The 11653-nt window shown below is 64.6% G+C and carries 11 protein-coding genes; 5 read left to right on the top strand and 6 right to left on the bottom strand.

Features of this window, described 5'->3' with window-relative positions; translation table 11 throughout:
- Positions 1 to 7: 7 nt before the first annotated feature.
- On the bottom strand, positions 8 to 475 hold the full coding sequence (locus OCL88_RS07945) for a Fur family transcriptional regulator (RefSeq protein ID WP_264962147.1): 468 nt from the start codon (positions 473 to 475) through the stop codon (positions 8 to 10).
- 92 nt (positions 476 to 567) lie between these two features.
- Here OCL88_RS07945 and OCL88_RS07940 point away from each other — a divergent pair, with 92 nt between their 5' ends.
- The gene (locus tag OCL88_RS07940; RefSeq protein ID WP_264962146.1) at positions 568 to 1239 is read left to right on the top strand and encodes an MBL fold metallo-hydrolase; all 672 of its coding nucleotides are present in this window, start codon (positions 568 to 570) and stop codon (positions 1237 to 1239) included.
- Here OCL88_RS07940 and OCL88_RS07935 read toward each other — a convergent pair.
- The gene (locus OCL88_RS07935; protein ID WP_264962145.1) at positions 1236 to 2318 is read right to left on the bottom strand and encodes a PLP-dependent cysteine synthase family protein; all 1083 of its coding nucleotides are present in this window, start codon (positions 2316 to 2318) and stop codon (positions 1236 to 1238) included. The two genes, OCL88_RS07940 and OCL88_RS07935, sit on opposite strands and share 4 nt — an antisense overlap.
- Positions 2319 to 2426: 108 nt before the next feature.
- On the opposite strand from OCL88_RS07935, the gene OCL88_RS07930 reads away from it, so the two are divergent.
- From OCL88_RS07930 to OCL88_RS07920, 3 genes are read left to right on the top strand one after another with little or no spacing between them, the layout of a single operon-like run.
- Positions 2427 to 3320, top strand: coding sequence for a sulfurtransferase (locus tag OCL88_RS07930; protein ID WP_264962144.1), 894 nt, complete (start codon positions 2427 to 2429; stop codon positions 3318 to 3320).
- Positions 3317 to 4471: an NAD(P)-dependent alcohol dehydrogenase gene (locus OCL88_RS07925; protein WP_264962143.1), complete on the top strand. Its 1155-nt coding sequence runs from the start codon at positions 3317 to 3319 to the stop codon at positions 4469 to 4471. The genes OCL88_RS07930 and OCL88_RS07925 overlap by 4 nt, the downstream gene beginning before the upstream one ends.
- On the top strand, positions 4468 to 4896 hold the full coding sequence (locus OCL88_RS07920; protein ID WP_062097201.1) for an HIT family protein: 429 nt from the start codon (positions 4468 to 4470) through the stop codon (positions 4894 to 4896). Before OCL88_RS07925 ends, OCL88_RS07920 begins: the two co-directional genes overlap by 4 nt.
- A 6-nt stretch (positions 4897 to 4902) precedes the next feature.
- Here the strand turns inward: OCL88_RS07920 and hrpA are convergent, their stop codons facing one another.
- The 3 genes from hrpA to OCL88_RS07905 all read right to left on the bottom strand — a co-directional run bounded on the left by hrpA (position 4903) and on the right by OCL88_RS07905 (position 10234).
- Positions 4903 to 8886 carry an ATP-dependent RNA helicase HrpA gene (gene hrpA, locus OCL88_RS07915; RefSeq protein WP_264962142.1) on the bottom strand — a complete coding sequence of 1328 codons (3984 nt, stop codon included), beginning with the start codon at positions 8884 to 8886 and terminating at the stop codon, positions 4903 to 4905.
- Positions 8887 to 8899: 13 nt separating this feature from the next.
- Positions 8900 to 9892 carry a helix-turn-helix transcriptional regulator gene (locus tag OCL88_RS07910; protein WP_264962141.1) on the bottom strand — a complete coding sequence of 331 codons (993 nt, stop codon included), beginning with the start codon at positions 9890 to 9892 and terminating at the stop codon, positions 8900 to 8902.
- 171 nt (positions 9893 to 10063) lie between these two features.
- Positions 10064 to 10234 carry a hypothetical protein gene (locus OCL88_RS07905; protein ID WP_021471019.1) on the bottom strand — a complete coding sequence of 57 codons (171 nt, stop codon included), beginning with the start codon at positions 10232 to 10234 and terminating at the stop codon, positions 10064 to 10066.
- An 81-nt stretch (positions 10235 to 10315) separates the two neighbouring features.
- On the opposite strand from OCL88_RS07905, the gene OCL88_RS07900 reads away from it, so the two are divergent.
- Positions 10316 to 11284 carry a GlxA family transcriptional regulator gene (locus OCL88_RS07900; protein WP_264962140.1) on the top strand — a complete coding sequence of 323 codons (969 nt, stop codon included), beginning with the start codon at positions 10316 to 10318 and terminating at the stop codon, positions 11282 to 11284.
- Positions 11285 to 11331: 47 nt separating this feature from the next.
- On the opposite strand, the gene OCL88_RS07895 is transcribed toward OCL88_RS07900, so the two are convergent.
- Positions 11332 to 11634: a protealysin inhibitor emfourin gene (locus OCL88_RS07895; RefSeq protein WP_264962139.1), complete on the bottom strand. Its 303-nt coding sequence runs from the start codon at positions 11632 to 11634 to the stop codon at positions 11332 to 11334.
- Positions 11635 to 11653 lie beyond the last annotated feature (19 nt).

Below are 11653 nucleotides of genomic sequence, written 5' to 3'. Positions count from 1 at the left end.
TGCGGAACTAGAGTTTCCCGGCAGCTTTCCGGGCCGTGCACTCGGGGCAGAGCCCGAAAATCTCCACGGTGTGCGCCACTTCCGTGAACCCGTGTTCAGCCGCTGTCCTGGCGGCCCAGGTTTCCACTGAGGGCGCCTCGACCTCCACAGCTTTGCCGCAGTTCCGGCACAGCAGATGGTGATGGTGGCCTGTCACCGCGCAACGCCGGTATACGGCCTCGCCGTCGCCATTGCGGAGCACGTCGATCAGGCCGTCGTCAGCGAGCGACTGCAGGATCCGGTAGGCGGTGGCCAGTGATACTGAGATTCCCTTGTTTTGGAGCAACCGGTACAACTCCTGGGTGCTGACGAAGTCGTCCAGTTCATCCAGGGCGGCGCTGACAGCCAGGCGCTGCTTGGTGACACGCTGTTCCTTGACGCCTCCGGTGGTTGGTGTTGCCTTGCCACCGTTGGCGGAATGGGTGCCCTGTGGCATTGAAAAACTCACTTCCCTGGGATGCTGGCCAACCCCGATTTTACCGCAGGCGGTGCTTGGAATCGTTCGACGGCGGCCCCTAGGCTGTGACCATGAAGCTCACCAAGTACACCCACGCCTGTGTCCGCCTGGAGAAGGACGGGAACGTCCTGGTCATTGATCCCGGTGTTTATTCGGAATCGAAGGAGGCCTTGGAAGGCGCGCAGGCCATACTGGTCACCCACGAGCACCCGGACCACATCGACCAGGCCGTGCTGTTGGAGGCGCTGACGATGAACGAACGCCTGGTGGTCCATGCGCCGGAGGGGGTGGCGCGGACCCTCACCAAGGCAGCCGCTGAGGCATCGGTCGACGCCGGAGAGGAGCGGATTCACGCTGTTGATCCGGAGTCAGTCCTGGACATTGCCGGGTTCGAGGTCAAGACCTTCGGCGGGCAGCATGCCCTGATCCACGGGCAGATCCCCGTGGTGGCCAACATCGGCTACCTCATTGACGGCAATGTGTTCCACCCCGGTGATTCGTTCGTGGTGCCGGACGGCATCCAGGTCAAAACCCTCCTCGTGCCGATCCACGCTCCGTGGTCGAAGGTGGGCGAGGTGGTGGACTTTGTCATCTCCGTCCGGGCCCCGCAGGCCTACCCGGTCCATGACGGGCTGCTCAATGAGGTGGGCCGTGGCTTGGTGGAGGGGCATGTGACACGGTTTGGAGCCCGCTACGGCACGACGTATTCCAGCCTCGCGCCAAGGCAGACCGTGGAGGTTTAGCCGTTCCACGTCCCGGTGTCGAGGAAGTTGTCCAGCATCTGCTCGTAACCGGCAGGTTCCAGGCCCTGCCGTGCCAGCCAGCCGGCGTCGTAATAGCTGCCTGCATACCGCTCACCTGAGTCGCACATCAATGACACGATGCTGCCGCGCCGTCCCTCGGCGACCATCCCGGCGATCAGTTGCCAGACCCCCCACAGGTTGGTTCCGGTGGATGGCCCGGCATGAAGGCCTGCGAGCTTCGCCAGATGCCGCATGGCGGCGATCGAAGCGGCGTCCGGCACTCGGATCATGTGGTCGATCACCGCCGGAACGAAGCTGGGCTCCGCACGCGGACGTCCGATTCCTTCTATGCGTGAGGGCAGCCCGCTGGCGGATCCGCAGTCCCCGTCGAGCCAGGCAGGGTAGAACGCCGAATTCTCCGGATCCACCACGGCAAGCCGTGTGCGGTGCCGGTTATAGCGGAGGTAGCGGCCGATCGTCGCACTGGTTCCTCCCGTGCCGGCGCCCACCACGATCCATTCAGGCACGGGGTGCCGTTCCAGCGCCAGCTGCTGGAAGATCGATTCGGCGATGTTGTTGTTGCCGCGCCAGTCCGTGGCCCGCTCGGCGAAGGTGAACTGGTCCATGTAGTAGCCGCCGGAGGTGCTGGCGGTCTCCTCGGCCACTGCGTAGACTTCCGACGCGTGATCCACCAACAGGCAGGCGCCCCCGAAATCCTCGATCAACGCGATCTTCTCCGGACTGGTGGTTTTGGTCATGACGGCGATGAAGGGCAGGCCGATCAGGCGCGCGAAGTAGGCCTCGGACACGGCGGTGCTTCCGCTGGATGCTTCGACGATGGTGGTTCCCTCGGTGATCCAGCCGTTGACCAAGCCGTAGAGGAACAGCGAGCGTGCCAGGCGGTGCTTCAGGCTGCCGGAGCGGTGCGTGGATTCATCTTTGAGATAGAGGTCCACGCCCCAGTGTTCGGGGAGCGGCACCGCGTAGAGGTGGGTGTCCGCGGAGCGGTTGTTCTCCGCCTCGATCTTCCTGATGGCCTCGTGGGCCCATGCCCTGTCCTGAATGCCTGAATTGCTCACCGGACAAGAATACCGGCGCGGTCCGGCAGGGTCTGGAAGGAGGCAGCCCGACTGCCGCACTAGGCTGGGTGGGGAGCAACGGCAAGGACGCAAGCAAAGGGAGAACTGATGGCCATCCTCATGGACGCAGCCGAAGTGAACAGACGACTCGCGGCGGGGGAGCGGCTTGTGCTGCTGGACGTGCGCTGGGTGCTGGGCCGGACCGACGGGCATGAGGAATATCTGTCCGGGCACCTGCCGGGAGCTGTCTTCGTGGACCTCCCGTCCCAGTTGGCCGACCACGCGCAGCCGGACCGGGGCCGGCACCCCCTTCCGTCCACGGCCCGTTTCCAGGAAGCTGCCCGGAGTTGGGGAATCAACGACGGCGACACAGTGGTCGCGTACGACAACAGCGGCAGCATGGCAGCGGCGCGCGCTTGGTGGATGCTGCGGAATGCGGGCCTTGAAGAGGTGTACCTGCTCGACGGCGGACTGGCCGCCTGGCGCGCGGCAGGCTACCCGGAGGAGACTGGCGAGGTGGCCGCCGTCGCCGGAAACGTCTTCTTGCGTGAGGGCCTCCTGCCCACCATCACCGAGCGTGAGGCCGCGGCGTGGCACGGTGACCGGATTCTCCTCGATGCCCGAGCAGGTGAACGCTACCGGGGCGAGGTTGAGCCGATCGATCCGCGGGCAGGACACATTCCCGGCGCTGTCAGCGCACCAACCACCGCCAACGTGGACGACGCCGGACACTTCCTGCCGGCTGGGGAACTGCGGCGACGCTTCGGCAGCCTGGGTGTCACCGAGGGCGCGAAGATTGCCGTCTACTGCGGTTCGGGGGTGACGGCAGCGCATGAAATAGCGGCGCTGGGCATCGCCGGCTTCGAGGCAGCCCTGTTCCCCGGTTCGTTCTCCCAGTGGTCCAATAACGGAGCGAATCCCGTGGCAGTAGGCGCCGGGCCCTTTGACGGAGCGGGCCCAAGTGGCACGAGCCGCGTTTCCGGGAGTAGCGTCGAACCATGACCCCTGGACGACCTGTACCCCCGCCCCTTGCCAAGCCCATTACCGTCGAGGAAAGCGGGGCCGCGCCGGAAGGCGGGGCCCTGGCAGCCGCGTACGGGGCAACCTCGCCGGAGAGCGGATTGGTACCCCTGACCGTTGCCAGGCGGGCGCCCAAGGACGACGATGTCGAGATCGCCATTGAGTTCTGCGGCCTCTGCCATTCCGACGTCCACGCCACCCGCGCCGAATGGCGGGTGCCGCACTACCCGTTGGTACCAGGCCACGAAATTGTTGGCCGGGTGACCCGGGTGGGTTCCGCCGTGGCTGACTTCGCTCCCGGCGACCGTGTGGGCGTTGGCTGCCTCGTGGACTCCTGCCGGGAATGCGAAAGCTGCCTTGAGGGCCTTGAACAGTATTGCGAACGTGGCAATGTGGGCACTTACGGTGCGAAGGATCCCCGCAACGGCGATGCCGTGACGCAAGGCGGATACTCAACACTGGTAGTGGTTGACCGCCGCTTCGTGCTCCGCATTCCCGAGGTGCTCGACCCTGCCGCAGCCGCACCCCTGCTGTGCGCCGGCATCACCACCTACTCGCCCTTATGCTACTTCGAGGTGGAAGAGGGCGATTCCGTCGGCGTCGTAGGGCTTGGCGGACTGGGGCACATGGCCGTCAAGATCGCCAAGGCCATGGGCGCCGAGGTCACCGTGTTCACCACCTCGGAATCCAAATTCGAGGCCGCCCGTGAACTCGGGGCGGATCGTGTGGTGCTTTCGAAGGACCCGCAGGCGATGGAGGCCGCCGACAGGAGCATCGACGTCATCATCGACACCGTCGCGGCCCCGCACGACCTCAATCCCTATTTCCGCACCCTGCGCTTGGAGGGAGCACTGTTCCAGCTGGGCCTGCCGGCGGAGGACATGCCTCCCGTCAGCCCCGGCCAGCTCATCCGCCGGCGCCTCGCCTACGCGGGATCCCTGATCGGGGGCATCGCGGAAACCCAGGAGATGCTCGATTTCTGCGCTGAGCATGGCGTGGCCAGCGACATCGAGATGGTTGACGCCACCGGACTCAACCAGGCATACGACCGCATGGTGGCCGGCGACGTGAAATACCGTTTTGTCCTGGATACCTCCACTCTTCAGGAACCATCGGAAAGGGCTGACGCATGAGCACGCTGTTCACCAGGATCATCAACGGAGAAATCCCCGGGCGTTTCGTGTGGAAGGACAGCGACGTAGTTGCCTTCCTGACCATCGCGCCCATCACCCCCGGCCACACCCTGGTGGTACCGCGGGAAGAAGTGGATTCGTGGACCCATGCAAGCCCCGAACTGCTGGGCAAGGTCATGGACGTGGCCCAGAAGATCGGCAAGGTCCAGGAAGACCTCTACGACGCCAAGCGTGTTGGCGTGCTCATGGAGGGCTTTGAAGTGGACCACCTGCACGTCCACGTCTGGCCGGCATATTCGATGGCCGACTTCGAGGTGCACAATGTGGACCACAACCCGGATCCGGCGGTCATGGACGCAACAGCCGTGAAGCTTCGGGCGGCACTCCGTTCTGCCGGCCATGCCGGGTTCGTGCCGGAGGACTGAGTACACCTAGGCCGGTGCCAGGGCTTGGTTCAGGACCGTCCGGATCCGTTTCTCGGAGACCGAGTAGGCGGTCCCCAATTCCACGGCGAACAGGCTGACCCTCAGTTCCTCGATCATCCAGCGCACCCGGGTTAACTCCGGCCCCACCCGACGGCCGGGGGTCAATGCCGCCACGGCGTCGTCATAATCGTCCTCGAGGCCTTGGATGACCGCCATGCTGAGGGCATCGCGCTGCACGTTGCCAGGAAGCTTTTCCAACCTCTTCTCCATGGCCTGGAGATAGCGCGGCAACTGGCTCAGCTGGGCGTAGCCCGTCTGTGCCACAAAGCCGGGGTAGACCAGTTGCTCCAGTTGGCTCTTCATGTCGTTGAGCGCGCTGATCAACGGCAGGCTGGTATTGGCCTTAAGCTGCTTCTGGATCCTGCGGGTACTGGAGAGGATGCGTTCGACGACGGCCGTCACCGTGAAGACGGTATCGATCAGTTCCGCGCGGACGACTTCGTACAACGCATCGAAAGCAGTTCGGTCCCAGGGAAGTTCCGCGGGGGTCAGCTTGTCGATGGCGGCCAGGGCGCAGTCGGCGATCAGCGCACTCACGGAACCATGCGGGTTTTGGCTGAACGTCAACTTCTCGGTGTTGCTGAGGTGCTCCAGCACGTACCGGTCCGGGGACGGGATGCGCAGTGCCAGGAGCCGGATGACGCCGCCACGCATGGCAGCTTCCTGTTCCTGCCGGGTTTGGAACACCCGCAAGGCCACCGACTTTCCCTCGTCCACCACTGCCGGGAAGCCGGTCACTGCGTGGCCTTTGACGGTGCGGGTGACCTGCCGTTCAACGGTTCCGAAGTCCCACTCAGTGATACCCGAACGCTCGGCAACTACTCCGTCACCGGCGGCCGCACCTGCCCCTGCATGATTGCCGTGCGGGGTGTTCTCCAGCGGCGTCTCCGGCACCTTCGCTTTGCGGGTGCTGGCGGGCGTGGCTCCAAGTGATTCTGCGATGGCACGCCGGGTTGCCGGCGCCAGGGTCTCCTGCAGTTGGGCAAGGTTTTTGCCCTCGCCCAGCACTTTGCCCCTGCTGTCCACTACCTTGAAGCTCACGCGGAGGTGCTGGGGGACGGCATCCCAGTTCCAGGAACCGGGCGGAATGATGTGGCCACGCAGCCGGCGCAGAACCAGTTCAAGGGATGGCTCAAGTTCGTCCGTGGCGGGATCAAAGTCCTTCTCCAACGCGGCAGTGGCCTGCCGGGCGACATCCGGAGCCGGGACGAAGTTCTTGCGGATCTGCTTGGGAAGGGACTTGATCAAGGCAGTGACCAGGTCCACGCGTTGGCCGGGGATCTGCCAACGGAAGGGGGCATCATCCATTTGGTTCAGGAACAGGACCGGAACCTCGGCGGTGACGCCGTCGGAGGGGTTGGGCGCCGATCCCGGTGCCACAGGGTGGAACTCGTAGCTCAGCGGCAGTTCGAAGCCTTTGTGGCGCCATACCTTGGGATACGCGGATTCGTCGAGGCCCTCGGCGTCCTCGTTCATGAGGAGCGATTCGTCGAAGTCCAACAGCGTGGGATCGGCCTGGCGGGCCTCTTTCCACCACTTGTCGAAATGGCGCTCGGACACAACGTCCGGACCCACCCGGGCATCGTAGAACTCAAAGAGCGTCTGGTCATCCACCAGGATGTCACGCCGCCTCATGCGGGTCTCCAGCTCTTCGACTTCCTGGAGCAGCGCGCGGTTCCGGTGGAAGAACTTGTGGTGGGTCCGCCACTCACCTTCAACCAAGGCATGCCGGATGAACAGCTCGCGCGAGAGTTCGCGGTCAATGCGGCCGTAGTTGACCCTGCGGTCCGGGATGATCGGCACGCCGTAAAGGGTCACTTTTTCATGGGCCAGAACGGCGCCTTGGCGGGATGACCAGTGCGGTTCGCTGTAGGAACGTTTGACCAGGTGCGGGGCAACGATTTCTGCCCACAACGGATCGAACTTCGCCGCTACCCGCGCCCATAGCCTGCTGGTTTCCACCAGTTCGGCCGCCATGACGAAAGCGGGCGACTTCTTGAACAAGGCCGATCCCGGGAAGATGGCGAAGCGGGTGCCGCGGGCCCCGGCGTATTCGCGCTTGCGCTCGTCAAGGACGCCGATGTGGCTCAACAGACCCGACAGCAAGCTGATGTGGATATCGTCGTGGTGGCCCACGGGATCGGCTTCGCGCTTGGTGTCGAGGGTGATTCCCAACGGTTTCGCCAACTGGCGAAGCTGGGTGAAGAGGTCCTGCCACTCGCGGACCCGCAGGTAGTTGATGAACTCGGTGCGGCACAACCTGCGGAACTGGGTGGAGGACAACTCCCGCTGCTTTTCCTGCACGTAGTTCCACAGATTCAGGTACCCGGTGAAGTCGGAATTCTCGTCACGGAAGCGGGCATGCTTTTCCGCCGCGAGCTGCTGCTTGTCCGTGGGGCGCTCGCGGGGATCCTGGATGGTCAGGGCAGCTGCGAGGATCATGACTTCGCGCACGCATCCACGTTTGCCGGCCTCCACGATCATGCGCCCAAGGCGCGGGTCGACGGGGAGCTGGGCAAGCTTTTGCCCGATGGCCGTCAGGCCGCCGCCATCGCGGCCCGGGCCGCGTCCGCCGCGGTTCTTGCCCTGCTTTCCGGCTGACGGGCGGGCAGGTCCCTCGGGCTTGGAAACGCTGAGGGCCCCCAGCTCGCGAAGGAGGGTGACGCCGTCGTTGATTGCCCGCGACTCCGGGGGCTCCACGAACGGGAAGTTCTCCACATCCTTGGGGCTGCGGGCAACGCCCATGGCGGTCATCTGCAGGATGACGGCGGCGAGGTTGGTCCGCAGGATCTCCGGGTCCGTGAACTGCGGACGGGACTCGAAGTCCTCTTCCGAGTAGAGCCGGATGGCAATACCTTCGGACACGCGCCCGCAACGGCCGGACCGCTGGTTGGCCGAGGCCTGCGAAACACGTTCGATCGGCAGGCGTTGAACCTTGGTCCGGTGCGAATAGCGGGAAATTCGCGCTGTTCCGGTGTCGATGACGTACTTGATGCCGGGGACTGTCAGCGATGTCTCGGCGACGTTCGTCGCCAGGATGATGCGGCGTTTGCCACCAGGGTTGAAGACCCGGTGCTGTTCCTGAAGGCTCAACCGCGCATACAACGGCAGTACTTCCGTCCCGGCAAGGCGGCGGTTGCTTTGGATACGGCCGTTGATGGCCTCGGCGGCATCGCGAATCTCGCGCTCGCCGGAGAAGAAGATCAGGATGTCTCCCGGAGCCTCTTGTGCGAGCTCATCAACGGCGTCGCAGACCGCATCCAGCGGATCCCGGTCCTCTTCGAGTTCGTCGTCTGATTCTTCGGCATCGGGGTTCGCCGGCTGGGACAGGGGACGGTAGCGGATTTCGACCGGATACGTCCGCCCGGAAACCTCGATGATCGGGGCGCGGGCGGTGTCGGTGCCAAAGTGGTTCGCGAAGCGTTCGGGGTCGATGGTTGCCGAGGTGATGATGACCTTCAGGTCCGGCCGCTGGGGGAGTATCCGTTTGAGGTAGCCGAGAATGAAGTCGATGTTGAGGCTCCGTTCATGGGCCTCGTCAATGATGATTGTGCTGTATTTGCGCAACAGCTTGTCCCGCTGGATCTCCGCGAGCAGGATACCGTCGGTCATCAGCTTGACCTTGGTGGCGGCACTGACCTCGCCGGTGAACCGGACCTGGAAGCCCACTTCCTGGCCGATCTCCACGCCGAGTTCAGAAGCGATGCGTTCGGCAACCGTCCTGGCCGCGAGGCGCCGGGGCTGTGTGTGACCGATCAGGCCCTGCTCGCCCAAGCCCAGCTCAAGGCACATTTTGGGGATCTGGGTGGTTTTGCCCGAACCGGTCTCGCCGGCAATGATGGTCACCTGGTTTGCGGCGATGGCCGCCATCAGATCCTCGCGGCGCTCGGATACCGGCAGCTCAGCGGGGTAGGAGATATGAATTGTCATGGCTCAGGCCAGTCTACTGCCGGGGGAGAGTGTCCTCTGCGGCGCCAGTCACGTTCCCGGCCGCTGCTTTGAGCCGGCGGGACAGGCTCAGTGCGAACGATGTGAACTCGGCGGGTTCGATGATCTCGAAATCCATGTCCAGGGCTGCCAGCTGGGCTACCGGTGCGGCCAGGTTGTCCCAACCGGCCCGAAGGATGGTGCTGGTGGGACTTTCTGCCGTAAGGGAAGCAAGGTGCGGACCGACGACGGCGGCAACCTCGGCGAGCGGCGCATGCAGCCGCACGACGACGTCGAACCTGTACGGCGAGCGGGTGATCGACTGCTGGACATAGGCGGCCAGGTCCTCAGCCGGTAGCGGCCGAGGTTCATAGCGCTTGCGTTCGCTGGGCAGGGATGCAATGCGGTCCGCGCGGAATGTTCGCCAGTCCTCGCGCCCGACGTCCCAGGCTACGAGGTACCAACGGCGTCCCGTGTCAACCAGCCTGTACGGCTCCACCAAGCGGCTGGACGATTCGCCCTCGGACGTGACGTAGTCAAAGGACACCTGGCGGCGGTCGGCAATCGCCGAGGACAGGACCGTCAACTGCTGAGGGTCCACGGAAGCGGCGTTGCTGGGAAGCGCGGTGACGGCGCCCTTGAGCATGGCGAACCTCGAACGGAGCCGGGAGGGCAACACCTGCTCGAGCTTGGTCAGGGCGCGCACCGAGGCTTCGCCGATGCCGGCCACCGGCCCGGCAGCAACGGAGTTCAGGCCAAGGGCAACCGCCAATGCCTCATTGTCGTCAAGGAGCAGCGGAGGCAGTTGCGCACCGGCGCCGAGTTGGTAGCCGCCCGCGATGCCGGGCGAGGCGTGGATGGGATAGCCGAGGTTCCGCAGCTTCTCGATATCCCGGCGCACGGTACGTTCCGTGACGCCCATGCGCTCAGCCATCGCCGGCCCGGTCCATTCGCGGCGCACCTGCAGCAGGGACAACAGCTGGAGGAGCCGGGCGGAGGTTTGGATCATGCTCGTGAATCTAGCCGAAGCCGTGCCGGCCCGCACAAGGGCGTCCCACGGTTAAGTGCGGATCAGCCGCTGGACATAGGAACGCCCGCCTTCCGGAAGTCTGCAGTACTCCGGCCATGGCGGGCGTTGGGTGGATCGGGCTGTGACCTGTTGCCAGGGACGGCCGGCAGGTCAGTAAATCCGCGGGTTCCAGTAGGGGCTGCTGGGAGCGTCGAAGGCGCTCCAGGGCTCCTTGGAGTTGACCGGAGGATAGTGTCCGCGGCCGTCCCGGAGCAGCGCGCTGACGGTCGCCGCGACGGCGGTAACGAGGACTACGAAGAGGATGATTCCGAAGATTTCCATGACTCAATCCTGCGCTTGGAGGGGACTAAGAAACAGTGGCAGAAACGCCCCAAAAGAACAAATTTCTGCCACACTGGAAATATGTTGAAATCAGTAGCAGTGATCGTGGTTCCCAACTTTTCACTCTTTGAGTTCGGGACTGCATTCGAGGTCTTCGGCATCGACAGGTCGGACCGCGGAGCAGGGGTCCCGGCCTTTGATTTCAGGGTCTGCGCGCCGGAGCCGGGCGATGTGCGGATGAAGTCGGGATTGTCGCTGCACGTCAATCTGGGCTTGGAAGCGGCAGCTGATGCGGACCTCGTGATCATGTCGCCCTTTGGTGCGGACCGCGATGTTCCTGAGTCCGTCCATGAGGCGCTGCGTGCGGCACATGCACGCGGAGCTTGGGTGATGTCGATCTGCTCGGGGGCGTTCGCCCTGGCCAAAGCGGGTCTCCTGGAAGGACGCCGTTGCACCACGCACTGGCGGTACTCGCAGGAGCTCGCTGCGAAGTATCCAGGGGCCAAGGTGGACGAAAACGTCCTTTACGTCCAGGACGGGAACATCATCACCAGCGCGGGAACGGCCGCCGGCATCGACGCATGCCTTCACCTGGTCCGGGTGGAGCTGGGTGCCAACGTTGCGGCGGCCATCGCCCGGGACATGGTGGTCCCTCCGCACCGTGACGGCGGCCAGGCGCAGTTCATTGACCGGCCCATGCCCACGTGCGGTTCGGCGCCCATGGAGGCGCTCCTGCGCTGGATGGTGCAACACCTTGACCAGGAGCACAGTGTCAATGACCTCGCGGCGCGGCTCCACATGTCACCGCGGACTTTTGCCCGTAAGTTCAGGGCGGAGACTGGCGCCACTCCCGCTGCCTGGCTCAACTCCCAAAGGGTTCTCCGGGCCCAGGAACTGTTGGAGACCACGGAGTTGAATATCGACGAAGTTGCCCGCGAAGCAGGGTTCGGCCATTCCGTCCTGCTCCGGCACCACTTCGCCAAGGTGTTGGACACGAGTCCGCAAAGCTATCGCAGGGCCTTCCGCGGCCAGTTGGCAGGGGTTGTGTAGTCCGGGGCCGATCAGAGCACCCGGCCATTCAACTGATTCAGCGGTATTCAGCGGCGGGTACCCCGGCGCCCCGTGGACTCGGAGCCCTCCGCCTTGGCGCATTCCACCAGCTCCTGCCAGGGGCCGGTGACAGCGCCCTCCGGCAGGGTGGCGCGGTGTTGGCCTGCGCGGATCGAGTACATGAAGCGGTCGGGTTCGTTGCTTGTCAGTGCCCGGTTCTTGGCTTCTTCCCACGGGCAGGCTTCCACGATCGGGACCCAGCGTTCCTTCTGGTCGGGGGAGGCCGCGTCCACGCTCCAGACGCGGGTCATGGCTGCTACGCCCCCACTGCGTTGGACGGTTATCTTCATGTCCGGCTGATCCTGCTCC

It is taken from the genome of Paenarthrobacter sp. PAE-2, assembly GCF_026013155.1.
Classification (GTDB): domain Bacteria; phylum Actinomycetota; class Actinomycetes; order Actinomycetales; family Micrococcaceae; genus Arthrobacter; species Arthrobacter ureafaciens.
Note: the sequence above shows the minus strand (reverse complement) of the source record. Positions and strands in the feature narration are given on the sequence as shown.